The organism is Campylobacter concisus, from assembly GCF_902460845.1.
Classification (GTDB): Bacteria; Campylobacterota; Campylobacteria; order Campylobacterales; family Campylobacteraceae; genus Campylobacter_A; species Campylobacter_A concisus_X.
Window position 1 is genome coordinate 301,976 of the sequence record NZ_CABPVS010000004.1, and the last position, 16,449, is coordinate 318,424.

The 16,449-nt window shown below is 44.1% G+C and carries 15 protein-coding genes and 1 pseudogene; 3 read left to right on the forward strand and 13 right to left on the reverse strand.

The features are described 5' to 3' along the window. Positions 1–106: 106 nt before the first annotated feature. On the forward strand, positions 107–2,350 hold the full coding sequence (locus tag F3H00_RS10790) for a molybdopterin oxidoreductase family protein (RefSeq protein WP_223155696.1): 2,244 nt from the start codon (positions 107–109) through the stop codon (positions 2,348–2,350). Between the two features lie 198 nt (positions 2,351–2,548). On the opposite strand, the gene fdh3B is transcribed toward F3H00_RS10790, so the two are convergent. The 6 genes from fdh3B to tupB all read right to left on the reverse strand — a co-directional run bounded on the left by fdh3B (position 2,549) and on the right by tupB (position 8,977). Beyond that, complete coding sequence (gene fdh3B, locus F3H00_RS06825) at positions 2,549–3,190, reverse strand: formate dehydrogenase FDH3 subunit beta (RefSeq protein ID WP_148800308.1); 642 nt, start codon at positions 3,188–3,190, stop codon at positions 2,549–2,551. A 1-nt stretch (position 3,191) separates the two neighbouring features. Further along, on the reverse strand, positions 3,192–6,002 hold the full coding sequence (locus F3H00_RS06830) for a molybdopterin-dependent oxidoreductase (protein ID WP_149703788.1): 2,811 nt from the start codon (positions 6,000–6,002) through the stop codon (positions 3,192–3,194). 45 nt (positions 6,003–6,047) lie between these two features. Next, on the reverse strand, positions 6,048–6,224 hold the full coding sequence (locus tag F3H00_RS06835; protein WP_009496297.1) for a twin-arginine translocation signal domain-containing protein: 177 nt from the start codon (positions 6,222–6,224) through the stop codon (positions 6,048–6,050). After that, entirely contained in the window at positions 6,211–6,936 is a 726-nt protein-coding gene (locus tag F3H00_RS06840; RefSeq protein ID WP_087576729.1) for a TorD/DmsD family molecular chaperone, read from the reverse strand. The genes F3H00_RS06835 and F3H00_RS06840 overlap by 14 nt, the downstream gene beginning before the upstream one ends. A gap of 300 nt (positions 6,937–7,236) precedes the next feature. Continuing rightward, positions 7,237–8,190 (reverse strand): tungstate ABC transporter ATP-binding protein TupC, encoded by a 954-nt coding sequence (gene tupC, locus F3H00_RS06845; RefSeq protein WP_148800302.1) that lies wholly within the window; start codon positions 8,188–8,190, stop codon positions 7,237–7,239. Between the two features lie 94 nt (positions 8,191–8,284). After that, the gene (gene tupB, locus F3H00_RS06850) at positions 8,285–8,977 is read right to left on the reverse strand and encodes a tungstate ABC transporter permease TupB (RefSeq protein WP_148800300.1); all 693 of its coding nucleotides are present in this window, start codon (positions 8,975–8,977) and stop codon (positions 8,285–8,287) included. Positions 8,978–9,052: 75 nt separating this feature from the next. On the opposite strand from tupB, the gene tupA reads away from it, so the two are divergent. Further along, on the forward strand, positions 9,053–9,871 hold the full coding sequence (gene tupA / locus F3H00_RS06855) for a tungstate ABC transporter substrate-binding protein TupA (protein ID WP_103648871.1): 819 nt from the start codon (positions 9,053–9,055) through the stop codon (positions 9,869–9,871). A 73-nt stretch (positions 9,872–9,944) separates the two neighbouring features. On the opposite strand, the gene F3H00_RS06860 is transcribed toward tupA, so the two are convergent. The 7 genes from F3H00_RS06860 to F3H00_RS06890 all read right to left on the reverse strand — a co-directional run bounded on the left by F3H00_RS06860 (position 9,945) and on the right by F3H00_RS06890 (position 15,766). Then, entirely contained in the window at positions 9,945–11,129 is a 1,185-nt protein-coding gene (locus tag F3H00_RS06860) for a hypothetical protein (protein ID WP_148800298.1), read from the reverse strand. Between the two features lie 70 nt (positions 11,130–11,199). Beyond that, on the reverse strand, positions 11,200–12,528 hold the full coding sequence (locus tag F3H00_RS06865; RefSeq protein WP_148800296.1) for an aminotransferase class V-fold PLP-dependent enzyme: 1,329 nt from the start codon (positions 12,526–12,528) through the stop codon (positions 11,200–11,202). Between the two features lie 182 nt (positions 12,529–12,710). Next, positions 12,711–12,899 carry a hypothetical protein gene (locus tag F3H00_RS06870; RefSeq protein WP_002951016.1) on the reverse strand — a complete coding sequence of 63 codons (189 nt, stop codon included), beginning with the start codon at positions 12,897–12,899 and terminating at the stop codon, positions 12,711–12,713. Between the two features lie 27 nt (positions 12,900–12,926). Continuing rightward, positions 12,927–13,694 carry a winged helix-turn-helix domain-containing protein gene (locus F3H00_RS06875; protein ID WP_148800294.1) on the reverse strand — a complete coding sequence of 256 codons (768 nt, stop codon included), beginning with the start codon at positions 13,692–13,694 and terminating at the stop codon, positions 12,927–12,929. Continuing rightward, positions 13,687–14,469 (reverse strand): formate dehydrogenase accessory sulfurtransferase FdhD, encoded by a 783-nt coding sequence (gene fdhD / locus F3H00_RS06880; protein WP_107788229.1) that lies wholly within the window; start codon positions 14,467–14,469, stop codon positions 13,687–13,689. The genes F3H00_RS06875 and fdhD overlap by 8 nt, the downstream gene beginning before the upstream one ends. A gap of 980 nt (positions 14,470–15,449) precedes the next feature. Next, entirely contained in the window at positions 15,450–15,605 is a 156-nt protein-coding gene (locus F3H00_RS10345) for a hypothetical protein (protein ID WP_187424116.1), read from the reverse strand. Next, entirely contained in the window at positions 15,602–15,766 is a 165-nt protein-coding gene (locus F3H00_RS06890) for a helix-turn-helix domain-containing protein (RefSeq protein ID WP_187424125.1), read from the reverse strand. The genes F3H00_RS10345 and F3H00_RS06890 overlap by 4 nt, the downstream gene beginning before the upstream one ends. 2 nt (positions 15,767–15,768) lie before the next feature. Between F3H00_RS06890 and F3H00_RS06895 the strand changes: the two are divergent. Next, positions 15,769–16,197, forward strand: a pseudogene (locus tag F3H00_RS06895) (M48 family metallopeptidase); the annotation flags it as partial. Positions 16,198–16,449: the final 252 nt, after the last annotated feature.

A 16,449-nucleotide genomic window follows, 5' to 3' on the forward strand; every position in this document is an offset into this window, starting at 1 on the left:
ATTACTTAAATAATTCTTAAAAAAATATACTAATTTTAAAACTAAATTTACATTTGCAGTTGTATAATAATCTCATAATTTTCAGTAATACCAGAAAGGATCAAAAATGGAAGAGATCGTAAAGACCACCTGTCCATATTGCGGTACGGGCTGCGGCATCGATCTTATCGTGCGAAACGGTAGAATCGTAGACGCCAAACCCAGCAAAGACCACCACGTAAACGACGGCGAGCTTTGCTTAAAAGGAATGTTCGGATGGGAGTTCGTAAACTCTCCTAAACGATTAAGCCGACCGATGATGAGAAAGCTAAACGGCGTCTACGACAAGCACGGCGAGCTTGAAGAAGTGAGTTTTGAGGAGGTTTATGATTTCCTTGCGGATAAATTTAAATCTACCGTCGAAAAATACGGCCCAAGCTCAATCATGGGCTTTAGCTCTGCGCGCTCAAATAACGAAGACAACTACGTTTTCCAGAAATTTTTCCGCGCTCAGGGCAGCAACAACGTCGATCACTGCGCCCGTCTTTGACACGCTCCTACAGTGGCAGGTCTTGCCAGCACGCTAGGAAACGGAACAATGACCAATGATTTAGTAGAATTCGCGACCGACACGGACGTATTTTTACTCATCGGTACCAACACGAGCGAGTGCCACCCGATCATCGCTATGCAGATGCAGCGCGGTCTTCAGCGAGGTGCCAAGATGATCGTCGTAGATCCAAAGCGCACCGATATGGCTAAAAAAGCCGATATTTTCTTGCAAATCCCGATCGGAGCGAATATCAAAACGCTAAATACGATGATGCATGTCATAATCGCCGAAAATTTGCAAGATAGCGAGTTTATCGAGAAGTACTCCGAGGGATTTGAATATCTAAAAGAAGCGGTTAAGGACTTTACGCCTGAGCGTTTCGAGCGCGAAACGGGCGTCAAAAAAGAGCTCATCATAGAGGCAGCTAGAATGTATGCTAAAGCAGGCGCGGCGGCGATTTGCTACACGATGGGTATCACGCAGTTTAGCGACGGCACGTCAAACGTCTTTTCGCTATCAAATTTAGCCGTTTTAACCGGAAATTTAGGCAAAAAGGGTGCGGGCGTAAATCCTCTGCGCGGTCAAAACAACGTCCAAGGCGCATGCGACATGGGCGCGCTGCCTAACGTCATCCCAGCCGGCGCGGTAAATAGCCCTTATGCACAGGAGCAAGCGCGCAAAGTATGGCACTTTGAGCTAAATCCGGTTCCGGGCTCTAAGCTAACGCAAGCGCCGGATAAAATGGATAGCGGCGAGCTAAAAGTCCTCTACGTCTACGGCGAAAACCCCGTAATGAGCGACCCTTGGACCGAGCACTTCGCCCACGCCGTGCATCATCTAGACTGCTTTATAGTGCAGGATTTGTTTTTCACAGAGAGCGCGCATAAGGCCGATGTGGTGCTACCTGCCGCGGGCTGGGGTGAAAAGGACGGAACCTTTATCAACACCTCTCGCCGCGTCCAACGCACGCGCAAGGCTAGCGAGCCCGTTAACGGCGTGGAGCCCGACTGGAAGGTCGTTTGCAACATCGCAAACCGCATGGGGCTAGAGGGGTTTGATTTTGCGAGCCCTGAACAAATTTGGAACGAGCTAAGGGAGCTTATGCCTAAATTTTTCGGCGGTATCAGCTACTATAGACTAGGCAAGCTAGGCGGTATCAGCTGGCCATGCCCAGACGAGGAACACCCTGGTACGCCGGTGCTTTACGCAGATCACAAGTCCATGCTGCCTGGCGGCAAATTCCGCTTCGCGCCGGTACTTTACGTAGATGATAAAGAGGAGCGCGCAAAGGCTGAGGCTGAATTTAGAGCCAAGATGAATATCCCGGACGGCTACCCAGTCGGTAGCGGCGCGCTTAGCGAGGTGCCTGATGAGGTATATCCGTGCCTATTTACGACCGGACGCAAGGTCTATCACTACCACACCGGCACGATGACTAGAGAGTGTCCGGCTCTTGAATACGGTGCGGGCATCGAGGGCGCGCTCATAGAGGTGAGTCCCGATATCGCTCGCGAGAGGGAGCTAGAGGAGGGCTGCTACGCGCTCGTACAAAACAAACGCGGCCAGATTGCGGCAAAACTTCGCATAAATCCGGATCTAAAAGAAGGCACGATATTTACGACCTTCCACTACAGCGAAGCCGACGGCAACGAGCTAGCAAACGCCGGCGATCCTGACCCGCTCTCAGGTATCACGCCACTAAAGATGACGATAGCAAATATCAGACGTCTAAGCGAAGATGAGTTTATCAAATTTAGAGAGCAAAACGAGATGTCGATGCACTCGGCAAATCCGTATTTGTCGCCTGTTAGAGCGTAAATTTAGGGCGGGAGACCGCCCTTTCTACTTAAATTTATCCATTTTTATTTTAAATTTACCTGCATTCAAATTTGACGAACTAACGCGTAAAAAATTTAATAAAGCTAAAGAAGTGCGAGTTAAATTTGACGCAGTCAAACTGCGTCAAATTTGATGAGATTGCTCGCTCCTGCAATCTCGGCGAGAGCGAGCTAAATTTTAAGATTTTATCTTAAGCCTATCGCCAGCATAGTAGGCGAGCTTCCAAGTCAGAGTTTGCTTTAGGTCTTTAAAGCCGTAGCCGCGTGCCTTGACCCTATCGCCGTAGATTTTTTCTATCATTGCAGATTCGCCTACTAGCAGCGCCTTTGTCGAGCACATTGCGGCACAAACCGGCACTTTGCCTTCGGAAATTCTGTTTTGGCCATACTCTTCACGCTCTAGCTCGCTATTTGTAGGCTCTGGACCACCTGCACACATCGTACATTTATCCATAACGCCTCTTGCGCCAAATACACCATCTTTAGGGAATTGTGGTGCGCCGAACGGACACGCGTATAGGCAGTATCCGCAGCCGATGCAGATATCTTTGTCGTGTAGCACGATACCATCGCTCCTGATATAAAAGCAATCAACCGGGCAAACCAGCGAGCACGGAGCGTCCTCGCAGTGCATGCAGGCTATCGAGGTTGATATTTCCTTACCAGGTACGCCTTCGTTTAGCGTGATGACGCGGCGGCGGCGGATGCCAAGAGGCAGCTCGTGAGCCTCGTCGCAAGCCACCGCACAGCCGTTACAGTCGATACATCTATCGTCGTCGCAGTAAAATTTAAGTCTATTGTTATCGTTAAATTCGCTCATTTTACGCCTTTTCTATGCGGCATAGACCGCTTTTGGTTTCAGGAATCTGAGTGTTTATATCATATCCGTAGTTAGTGACGGTATTTGCGCTCTCGCCTACCGCATAAGGCTTGGTGCCTTCCGGGAAGTTACCCGTCATATCGGCGCCTTGCATATAGCCCGCATAATGAAACGGCATAAAGATGGTGTCGGGTTTAACGGACGGTACCACTCTGGCGCGCACCTTAACCTTAGTACCTTCAGGCGAATGAACCCAGATGAAATCCCAGTTTTTAATGCCGTATTTAGCCGCAAGCTCAGGGTGGATATCCGCAAACATCTCAGGCGTTAGACGGCTTAGATACATACTAGCTCTCGTCTCCATGCCCGCGCCGCTAAAATTTACGAGGCGAGCCGTCGTGAGGATAATAGGAAATTCTTTTGAGTAGTCCTTTGCTAGCTGGACGGATTTAAATTTTGTATCGACGCGGTTTTGAAGTTTCTTATCCTCAAAGCTCGGATACTTCTGCGCTAGATCAAATCTAGGCGTATGCAGCGGCTCTCTGTGAAGAGGAATTTGATCCGCAAAAGTCCAAACGATCGTCCTAGCTCGCGCGTTGCCGTACGGAGCGATATTTTTCTCCATGCATTTTTTAGCGATGATATTACTATCGTCATGTATCCAGCTGCCGCCTATTTTAGCCTTTTCATCCTCGGTTAGCGTGATGCCTAGCACCTTTTCGATGTTATCTTTTTTGATCTCCGGATATCCGCCCTTGACAAACGAATCTACGGGAGCGCTACCGTCTGCGGCTAATTGGCTAACTCCGTTATGCTCTAAGCCGAAGCGGTTTCTAAAACCCATACCGCCTTGCCTAACGGACTTGTTTATATCGTAAAGTATCGGGCTGCCCGGATGATCCTCAGTCCAGCACGGCCACGGCAGACCGTAGTATTCGCCTTCGACTACGGTGCCCGGTTTTCCTAGACTTGTTTTTTCGTCAAATTTATCCCAGTTTTCTTGGTGCTTTTTGAGCCTTTCCGGAGTCCAACCCGTCATGCCGATAGTTTTTATTATATTTGCGATCTCGCGCGTAGCGACCTCAGGCCACTCGATCTTACCTTCGGCGTCTCTGATCGTGCGCGTTAGCTCGTCATAGTAGCCTAGCCTTTTGGCAAGCTCAAACAAAATTTCGTGATCGGGCATACTCTCAAAAAGCGGCTCTACGACCTGGCTTCTCCACTGGCCGCTGCGGTTTGTCGCTACAACCGTACCGCTGGTTTCAAACTGCGTCGCCGCAGGCAGTATGTAGACATCGTCTTTTTTGTCAGTTATCACGCCGGCATCGTTTACGAAAGGATCTACCAGCACTAAAAGCTCAAGCGCATCTAGCCCCTCTTTTACTTTTACTTGTTGCGCGGTAGAGGTGATACCGTTGCCGATTACTACTAAGGCTTTTATACTGTCGCCGGCATTATCTACGGCTTCGTTGCCGTTTTTACCATCAAGCACGCCCGCCCACCATTTTGATAGCGTAAATCCGGGCTTAAACATCATTTCAGGCTTAACGAAATTCTTTTGGAGCCATTCAAAATCGACCTTCCACATCTTAGCGAAGTATTTCCAGTTGGCTTCGTTTTTTGGATAGTATCCGGGCAACTCGGTCGGCAAATTCGCCATATCCGTCGCGCCTTGAACATTGTCGTGGCCGCGAAGGATATTACAGCCGCCGCCGCTAACGCCCATATTTCCTAGCACTAGTTGCAGGATCGGAGCGATACGGGTATTTGAGCTGCCTATTGTGTGCTGAGTTAGACCCATCGCCCAAACAACCGATCCCGGACGATTTTTAGCGTAAACTTCGGTTATCTCAAGAAGCGTCTCTTTTTTGATCCCGCAAACATCGGCTACGACTTCAGGCGTCCATTTGGCAGCCTCTTCGCGGATCAGATCCATACCGTAGACGCGGTCGTTTATAAATTCCTTATCTTCCCAGCCGTTTTGAAATATGATATTCATCATGCCGTACATAAAAGGTATATCCGTACCGGTGCGAATTTGAGCGAAATAATCAGCCTTAGCCGCAGTTCTCGTGTATCTTGGATCGATCACGATTAGCTTTGCGCCGTTATTTTCCTTCGCTTTTAGAAAATGCCTAAAGCCAACTGGGTGGTTTACCGCCGGATTTGCGCCCACTATAAAGATAGACTTCGCGTTTTGGATATCTCCAAGATGATTTGTCATAGCTCCGTAACCCCAAGTATTCGCCACACCGGCGACTGTAGAGCTGTGTCAAAGACGTGCTTGGTGATCTAGGTTATTAGTCCCGAACATCGCTACGAATTTGCTTATATAATAGCTTTGTTCGTTGCAATCTTTTGCAGAGCCTAGAAACATCACTTGCTCCGGGTTTTTCTCGCGATATGCTTTTAGCTTGGCGCCGATCTCGTCGAGAGCCTCTTTGTAGCTGATGCGTTTCCATTTGCCGCCTGCTTTTTTCATCGGGTATTTTACGCGGCAGTGAGAGCGCACCATATCGATGACGTCGCTACCCTTACAGCAGTGGCCGCCAGCGCTTACGGGGTGATCTTGAGCTACCTCTTGGCGCACCCATACGCCGTTTTCCACCTCAGCCCGCACTCCGCATCCAACGGAGCAAACCGTACAAATAGTTTTTACGATTTTAGAGTTTGGAAACGGATTTGCCATCTCTTCTTGAGTTGCACTTCTGGTTACGCCGCTAGCGGCCAGTCCACTCATGCCGCCCGCTACGCCCGCTAGCGCGGCCATTTTTAAAAACGATCTTCGCCCGACTGCGTTTGAGTGGGGCATAAGACGTAAATTTGCCTCAGACATATTTATCCTTTCTTAAATTTATTATTTTGCTTGTTCGTAGTATAGATCCCAGTTTTTGCTTCTTTTATAAAGCACTTCGGTCTTTTTACTTTTACCGTATTTTAGGTTTGACGCCGCTGCCGTCGCTACTCCGGCCGTAGCCGCTACCGCTCCGACTAGCCCCGCCTTTTTTAAAAATTCTCGCCTATTTTTTTGCATTTTCTTCCTCCATAGCTTTTAGCTTTCTCACTCGGTTTTTTTGCCTTCTTATGGCCTCAGATCTTGAAACTCCGTCCAGAGTCTTTTTATTTTTGCCGTGACTTATAGGACGCGGCGCGCTTAAAACTACACGCTCAAACTCGATAAATCCTTGCAGTAGTACCGCGACGTCTTTGTAAATTTCGCTACTTTCGTGATTAAAAAGACTCTCTATAAACTCATCGATATTTGGATTTATGACCTCTTTAAAAAGCTGCTCCTCAAGCTCGCCGTATAGCTCCAGCTCGCTCTCTCGCGCGATAAATTCACTCACCAGCGCAAATACAAAGCCCACGTTGTCTTCGTTTTCTTTAAATTTAGCCTCGTTGCGTCTAAGGTCGGTGCGGGCTAAAATTTTACGTACTTTCGCGCAAGCATGCCCAACCTCGTAACCCTCGTCGTAGTACGACAGTGAGTTTCTAAGCGGACTTGGCGGAGCGTGGAAAATTTCATCGAATTCATCCACTAAATTTTGGGGATTTTTCTCGTCGAATTTTGCCTGTATGCGCATTATGGCGGCGGCCGATTCCTCGTTTAGAGCGTGTGCTGCGGCAAGGCCTAGCATCGCGTTTACGCCTGCAAATCTATCCGCGTCTTGGCTAAAAACGAAAAAACGCGAAAATAGCGAGTAGTAAAGCCCGCGTCCGGCTGCAAATTCGCCCTTGCTAGTCATTGCCTTCCTTTATCATTTTTGTCTATTTTTTGATATTTTTCTCGATCGTGAAACTATACTACTTTTTGGCTTATTTCTTATACTTAAAAAAAAATAAATTAAAAAAATTAATATACGCTTAAATATGCCTTAATTGCATATTGCTTGTAGCGAATTTTAGGGGATAAAAGAAATATGAAATTTACGCATATATCTTGCATTTACGCTTTATTTTGATATTTACTTTTAACTCGGCTATTTTAACGGGCGTTAAACGAGCCTAAATTTAAAACCTGGAGCGAAATTTGCAAAATTTGAGGCTCATTCAAGCCCCAAAAACGCTCCTTCGTCAAATTTAAAATAAATCCTCTCGCCGACGTTAAAATTTTGCGAATTCTCCGCCAGCGTTTTTATCAAAAAGTCGCCGACTTTAATTTTCACCAAAAGCTCTTTGCCAAGATAGAGCGAAACCGAGTGCAAGATGCCCTCAAGATAGCCTTCTATCAGCGTTTTGCTTAGCGTGATTTTGCTCGGGTTTACGGCGATCTTTGCGGCGCTACGCAAATTTGACGGCAAATTTACGACCGCGTTTTCGTCAAATTTCAAAACCCCGTCCCGCGCGTCGAAAATATTTTTGTATTCGAATTCGCACACGCGCCCCTTGTGCAAAAAAACGTTTTCTTCGGCGATCGCGGTTAGCCATTTATCGTCGTGGCTAGCGATCACAAAGCCGCAGCCGTATCTTTGCCGCATGTAAAGCACCGCCTTGCCAAACAGCTTTGACGTGCCCACGTCCACGCTATTTGTCGGCTCGTCAAGCAGATATAGCCGCGATCTAAGCGCCAAATTTAACGCAAAACTAACGCGCTGCGTCTGTCCGGAGCTTAGCTCAAAGTGACGCTTGTTTAAAAAACTCTCGTCAAGCCCGACCAAATTTAACGCCTCGCTCGCTCGCTCGTCAAATTCTCCCAGTACTTCGCGGCTTTTTAAAACGGCTCTAAAATTTTCCCTCACGGAGCGTTTTAAAAGCGCGGGTTCTGGCAGCAAAACGCTAACGTCGCGCAGTAAATTTAGACTAGGCGCGCTGCTTCCCCACAGCCGCACTTCGCCGCTAGTGGGCTTTTGCAAAAACGACATCACTCGCATTAGCGTACTTTTGCCGCTACCGTTGCTGCCCGTTAGCGCGGTGATTTTGGTGACGTCGATATCAAGGCGCGGGATGTTTAAAATCTCGCTCGCGCCGTAGTTTAGGCGTAAATTTCTAACGTTTATCACTTTGCGCCTTTCTCGTTAAACTTACACAAAAGACTCAAATTTGACGCGCCCAGGCCGCTTTTTGCGAGCATAAATTTTCTAAATTTATCAAATTTCATCTATCCAGCCTTTTTAGCGCGTGTATCGCCAAATTTACCGCAAATGCGATAAAAATGAGCACCAAAGCAAGCGCTATACCCATGGCAAACTCGCCCTTGTTCGTCTCCAGCGACACCGCAGTCGTGATCGTGCGGGTAAAGTATTTGATATTTCCGCCGATCATCATCGCCACACCAACCTCAGCTACGATGCGTCCGTACGCCGTCGCTACGACCACCATCAGAGCATACCTCAGCTCGTAAAGCACGCAAAAAACTAGCTTTGCTGGCGCAAGGCGTAAATTTAGGATAGTTAGATAGTGCTTTCTATCCATATTTTCGACCACGCTTGCAGTAAGCGAGATGATGATAGGAAGGGCTAGCACAAACTGACCCAGCATGACCGCTTTTAGCGTAAAGAGTAAATTTAGGCTGCCAAGCGGGCCATTTCTCGTGATAAATGCATATAAAATAAGACCGATCGCAACCGTTGGCATGGCAAGAGCTGTGTCACTTAGAAGGCGTAAAATTTTGCGGCCCTTAAAGTCATAAAATCCAAGCGAAAAACCAAGTGGAAAGCCTATAAGAACGGCAAAAAGTATCGACACACTTGATGTGTAAAGGGTAGCCTTGATGGCTGAATATGTTTCAAGATTGCCGTTTAAAAGTAGATTAAAGGCTTCTGCAAAACCGTGAAGTAAAAAATCCAATTATTCTTTCCTAGCATATTTCTTAAGATTATTTTAAATGTGCTATAATATCACAATTTTTTTTAAAGGAGAAAAATGAAAAAGATTATTTTAGGCTCACTAGCAGCCGCAGTTTTGGCGTTTGGCGCTGATAATGAACTAATCATGGCGACTACAACAAGTACAGATAACACTGGCTTGCTTGACGCGATCTATCCAGTTTATAAGGCAAAAACAGGCGTTGATATAAAATGGACAGCTGTTGGCACAGGCGCTGCACTAAAGCTTGGCGAAGACTGCAACGCTGACATACTTTTCGTTCACTCACCAAAAGTTGAGAAAGAATTTGTAGAAAAAGGTTTTGGCTTAAAAAGAAATGCCGTAATGTACAATGATTTCGTAGTTATCGCTGATAAATCAATCGCTGATAAATTTAAAGGTAAAGATATAAAAGAGAGCTTTGAGCTTATCAAAAAAGATGGTATCAAATTCTTCTCACGTGGCGATAAATCAGGCACAGACAATAAAGAAAAAGGCATCTGGAAAAAGATCGCTGGTGAAGTCCCTGAAAAAGATAGCTGGTATATGCAAACAGGTCAAGGCATGCTAGCTACGATAAATGCTGCTGCTGAGCAAAAAGGCGTTACATTTACTGATCGTGGTACTTACATTAAATATGAAGCAAACCAAAAAGGTCATCCTGAGATGGTTATCATCAACGAGGGCGACAACGATCTTAAAAACTTCTACTCTCTAATCGCAGTAAATCCAAAACACTGCCCTAAAACTGACATCGAAAATGCAGAGAAATTTATAAAATGGGCGACAAGCGAAGAGGGTCAGAAATTTATAGGTGACTTCAAACTTCTTGATAAGCCACTTTTCACGCCTGACGCGAATACTCGCAAGAACTAATTTTATTTACGCGCAAATTTGAGTCGAATTTATGGCTTAAATTTGCGTGATTCGGGTGCACTTTGCGCCCTTTTTATAAATCAAATTTAAACTCTCCGACGTTATTTTTAAACGTCTCAAAACATTTATTACTAACAACTTCGTCTTTAGTGTATGCTTGATATAATTTTAGTAATTCTAAAGTCGTTATTATTAATATACCTTCACTTTTTGCATAGCTTATTTGATTGGCATGTATCGGCTCCCTTTTGCCAGGCTCTATGTCGCGTTGAGGGTTAACTATTAGCAGGCCTTTTACATTGCCAGGAGACTTGGTATCGTCTTCGGCTATTAAATCAGCTACATGTTTCTTGCACTGTGCTATATTGCTATTTTTGATGTTTGTATTTATTCCCTTTATCTCTACCATAAAGTTAACATCTTCAAATTCGAATCTAAAATCTTCTTTTTTCACATCTGTAAAATGACTGTCTGTTAGTTTGAAAATATCTACTAAGATTTCCTTCACTACACCAACTAGCTCATCTCCTGTTGAATATAGGATTGATTTGATTTTATTATTTTTAGATATTTCCTTTTCTAATACATCAAGCTGTTTCAATACTTCGTCTTTTTCACTCAAATAACTTCTATTACTAAAATATTCTATATTACTTATCCATTCTGGAGCTATAGATTTATGGTATTGAGATAATATAAAATCAAGCATAACGCCAACCTCATTATTATCTTTTATATCTAATGTTGTTACATATATGCCCTCAATATCCAATATAACATCTTTTCCACCGTTTGATTTTTTTAACGATCTGTATATAGACTCATCAAAAACAAAATCAGATAAGAATATGTCATCATCTATTTTAGTTACACTTTTTTCATATCTGATAGTTGGAAAATTGCGTATCATTGGCGATAAAGAATCTGGAAAATATTGAATTATACTAGATATTTTTATATTGTAAGTACTTATTGTCCAGCCATCGCCACCAATTTCTCCTGTTGTTATATTTTGTGGCATTATTATCAAAGTATTACTTTTTTTAGTTTCCTGAAGTATTTTTGATAATAAGCGAGCAAATCCTTTAATGTCCAAACATATACTTTTATTTTTATCAAATTTCCAGAGCTGACCATCGTTAAAATCTACTATATTATAATCAAATTCATCAAAACTTCTCGGCTCGCTTATTTTGCTTATACAAAAATTCTTATCTCTCAAAAAGCAAGTGCGTTGAGTTAGTACTTGAATATTCATTTTATACTCCAGGTGGTTTATATTGCTCGCATAAATCTAACTTTTACATAGTTAATTTTATTTTTTGCGCTTAGAAAATTTTCCCGCCGAACATCTCATACATCGCTTTTTCTTCGCCCCAAATTTCGCGGTGTTTTTTGATGCAAGATTTTATCGCGCCCACGAGATAGCGCACGTCTTGCTCGGTGTGCGTGTAGTGCAGGCTCACGCGCACGAAGCCGGGCTTACTTTCTGGCATGCGCCCCTCTTTGATACCTAGCAGATCGTGAGCGTAGGGCCCCGCGCACATCACGCCCGCGCGAGTCTGGATGCCGAAGTCGTTGCTAAGGCTCGCGGCGAAATCATACGCCGAGACGCCGCGCACGTTAAAGGAAATTATCGGCAGCCGCGGCGCGCCCTTTGGAGCGTAGTTTATGATCTCGTCTATGCCTGCTAGCTCGCGCTCAAAAAGCCGCGCGAGCTCGTCCTCGGCACTTTTTATTTGTTCGAAGCCCACTTCGTTTCGCAGCGCATATGCCAAATTTGCCCGCATAAGCCCGGTGATAGGCGGCGTACCGCCTTCTTCTAGCTGCTCGGGATTTTTTAAAAATACGTGCCCTTCGCGGCTAGCGTATGCAACCGTCCCGCCCGCGGCAAATGTCGGCACGTCACCGTTAAACAGCTCCTTTTTGATCGCCAAAAGCCCGCAGCTAGCAGGTCCGCCAAGTAACTTATGCGGCGAGAGGAAAATAGCGTCGAAATAATCGCAGTCTAAATTTGCGTGCGAGCTCAGCGCCGCGCAGTCAAAAGCGACAATACCGCCCGCGGTCCTTATTAGCTCGCTGATCTTTTTATAGTCGCTGATGACGCCCGTGACGTTTGAGGCAGCGCTAAACGAGCCGATGATGCGGCGTCCGGCATTTAGCTTTAGGATGCGCTCAAGCGCAATTAGATCGATCTCGCCGGACTCGCTAAGAGGTACGTGCAGGTAGTCGCAAAGCCCCTCGCGAAAGCTAAGCTCGTTTGAGTGGTGTTCGTATGGCGAAACGAGCACGAGCGGAAGCTGCGCGGCGCGTAAATTCGCCTCGCCGATCGCGCTTCTGGTCGCAGGCGGCAGGTAGATGCCCAGTATCTCTTGAAATTTCTTGATCGCAGCCGTCGCGCCCTGTCCGCAGGCGATGAGACAAAACCGCTCGTCAAGCCCAAGTAGCTTTTTTAGGCTCTCTCTCGCGCCCTCGTAGCGATGCTGCGTGATGATGGCGCTCGAGCTACTGTCGGAGTGGGTGTTGGCGTAGGTTTTGAGAGTCTGCGCTATCTCGCGCTCTACGGGCTCGTAGGCAAGCCCCGAAGCGGTGTAATCAAAATAGTGCACGCCTTGTTTTAATATGATATTTTTTCGTATTTCGTCTAAATTTACCATTTTTACTCTTTAAATTTAATACGGTAATTATAGTAAATTTTCGCAAATTTGGGGCTTTTGCGGTGGAAATGATTTAGTAAATTTGGAGATTAAATTTGAGCAAGTTAAATTTAACCGCAAGGCGGCAAATTTAACTTGATAAAGCACAGAAGCGCGAGCCACAGAGGCTCACGACCATTTTATTATTTGTTTATAAAATTTTTCTCTAGCCACTCGATGGCTTTTGCCTCGGTTTCGAATCGTCCGCTTTTAGCGACTTGATTTTGCCCCTCGTAGAAGCGAATCCTGATACCGTCTTGGACGCTATCTACCTTTATTCTAGTGATCTTGTCTTTGTTTAGATAGACCCTATCGTTTAGTTTTACGTACATTTTTTCTCCCTTAAATTTGATGTGGTTTTATTTCTTTTTATCGTTTGCGTCGTCTTTGGCCGAGTCTTTTTTCTCGCCGTCTTTTTTCAAAAACAGCTCCTTAAAGCGCTTGTCCGCAAAGTCCTCGATATCGTTTTGTAGCTGCCTATAGGCGTTTATGAGCTCATGCGCGCGCTCGTTTAGCGTCGTGCCAGCGTTCTCGCCGCCGCCTTGCTTGGTGGTAAAGAGCTCCTCTTTTAGATTTTTTTGCAAAATTTGCAGATGATTCCAGCATTTTTTATAGTTCATGCCCAGGATTTCGGCGGCCTTTGAGATCGAGCCGACCTCGGCGATGACGTCTAGGACTTCGGTTTTGCCCTTGCCGAATATCAGCTCGCCCTCGTCGTTTTCTATCCAAGTTTTGGTTTTTACTCTCATCTTTTTCCCTTTCTTCTCCTTAAAACACCCCAACTGGCAGTATTTTACGTCGATTTTATAGTCTTTTAGCGTCGATCGGATCGTCTTTAGCCCCACGCCCGCAGCCGCGTCTCTAGCGTCTTTGCACAGTATCCTGTCCTTTTCGTCGGTCATCTGTTTTAGCTGCGTCATCACGGTGTATTTACCGCGTCCGTTTTCTAGCCCGCCAAACTGCCCTAGCTCACAGTTGTCGATTTTTACGCCCATTTTTTCGGCCTCGTCGCTAACCTCGCCGATCTCCACGCCTAGCTTTGCAGCGATCTTAAACGCCGCTCCGCAGTCTAGCCTACCCTTTGGATTTAGCAGCTTGGTTATCAGTTCTCGTATTTGCTCACTCATAGATTCTCTCCGCGCCGCTATATACATTTATGTTTTCGCCGCGCGCAAAGCCGCACAGCGTGAGGTTAAATTTACGCGCTATCACGACGCCAAGGCTAGTCGGAGCCGTGCGCGAGACGAGCACTGGGATGCCGTGCATGACGGCTTTTGCCACCATCTCGGAGCTTAGCCTTCCGCTCACCATCAAAAACGAATTTTGCAGCTGCGCGCCGGCTAATACCGCCTTGCCGACGGCCTTATCTATCGTGTTGTGCTGGGCGATATCTTCGCCGATGTAAAACTGCTCGCCGCTAACAAAAAGCTTAGCCGTATGCACGCAGCCCGTCATCTCGTATAGCTCGCACTGCGTGTAAAACTGCCCCATCTGGCGCAAAATTTCGTCTTTGTGAAATTTAACCTCGCCCTTTATCGAGCGCGCCGCCATAGCCTCGGGATCGATATTTGCCGTCGAGCTACGTCCGCAGCCGCTGATTATCACCTTTTCCTCGTCAAACTGCTCGAGGCGCTTTTCGTTGATTTTAGCCTTTACCCGCACGCTTAAAGCGTCGCCTGAAAGCTCTATACTCTCGATATCCTCAGGGCTTGCGATCAAATTTTCGCTGATGAGATAGCCTGCAGCTAGTGCCTCCTGATCGGTCGGAGTTGCCATCACCGCGCCGAAACGCTTGCCGTTTATGTAGATCTCAAGCTTGATCTCGCGCACCAAAATATCATCAACGGCGCTTTTTTGCGCGCCTTTAAATTTGGTGATTTGGGTCGTAAAAATAGGTTGCATGATTTTCCTTAATTTTTGCGAAATGATAGCTTGAAAATCTAAATTTAGGATTTGATTGTAGTGAAATCTTGCTTAAATCAAGCAAAAACTTAAACGTATTTTAGCGCGTTTTTATCGGTATCCGATGATGATTTATATATGCGAATCTAGCATATATCTTAAAATATTTTTTGACTAAGATTTTATCATTATCTATTATTTGCATAAGAAATAAAAGAATAGTAAAAATAGTATAAAGCTAGAATTGGATCGCACATAACTTGCCGCATATGTAGATTAAATCTTGAAAAATCATAAATATAATTTGCAGCCCGATGTAGGACCAAGAAGGAAATTTATATTATAGAGTCAAGTTAAAAAAACTAATTTTTATCAAGCCGTATTTTACTGTTATATGGCTCGTGTATGACTCAAACACGCCGACCGTATATAAAAAGCCCTTAATTATATTCATTAAGGGCTTTTTATATGAAAACTTAGACCTTTTATCGACGAAAAATCATTTTCGAGCGATAAAGTTTCGTCTAAGTTTTTATATTTTTCTTTTTGCCTGACCAAAGAAAAATATAGGCCGTCTGTCAAGACCTTACAGCTAACTCATTTGAGTTTGCTAAGTTAAGTATTAACATATTGTCTTATGTAAGGGTTGTTTATTCTTGATGTTTTGATAAATGATATTAAGTTCTAAGACTATACGATGGAATTAGAAGCTGTTATTTTTTATTAAGTTAAAGTAAATTTTGGTTTATAGGGAAATTTACTTTTGTTTTTTTATTTGGTATTTTAGCGCAAATTTTAAAAATTGAGATTTTGTTGGTTTTTATATAGCATAAATAAAGATTAAAGTAGAGATTGTTTTTTGAGCAAGAAATAAAAATCAAAAAGAAGAGTATTTTTGTGCGGGATTAAGATTATTTGATAAAACAAGCGTCGCTATAATATAGCCGTATTAGTTTTCGCAGTCGTATTAACCCCTCGATTTAGTTGCGTTTTGAATATGCCCATGTTATAAGAGCCTTATTTTTCCAAATCCTAACTATCGTATCCGCAAGAATCCCGTCTTGAAAACCGACAAAGCTTAATATTTTTTCTTCTGCATTGGTTTGAGCATTTATTAGATAATTAATCTCACTCAAACTATCGCCACTCTTTTACCGCAAGCTTTTATGTAGTTAAAAAATGTTTTATACTTGATATTATACGCCTCGCTTTCTATCCTAGCTACGGCTGATTGGGTTATGCCCATCCTTTTGGCTACCTCGCTTTGAGTTAGCCCTACCTTGTTTCTAGCGTCTATTAAGCTACCGGCTTAAAGTCGTGCAGTCTAAAGAGGAGTGCGTAAGGCTGCAAAGAGGCTATCTTGAGATCTTTGTAAAAGATAAAAGCGATATAAAACGAAAAGAAAATTTGGTTTATGAGTGGTACTATGAAAAGGCGATGTTATATTTTTTTAATATCTTGCAAGAATTTAACAAGATAGCAAAACAAGATATCAAAAGTGTAAAAATAAGGCAGATGAAAACAAGATGGGGGAGTTGCAACCCCTATAAATCATATATAAATTTAAATATAGAGCTTATCAAAAAGCCAAAATTATGTATCGAGTACGTCGTATTTCACGAGCTTGCTCACCTGCTCTATCCAAATCACTCAAAGAAATTCTATGACTATCTAACGCTTTATATGCCTGATTGGCAAAAACGCAAGGAAATTTTAGAGAGAGTTTAGAAAATTTGGCTTAAATTTTGGACTATTAAACATTTTTTGTATTCTAAAAAATATTTTAAAACCTAAGAGAAAGTGATGAAAAATTTTTGATTTTTTAATGTTGATAAAGTAGGTGGTGGGTTCACCAGGACTATTGTATCAATAATATTCAGCAAATAATAGAGCCTTATGATCTAAAGTAAATACATCATTACTCTATAAAATACTTTTTTATCATCTAATAGGCATTTATGATATTTACTATACATTAAT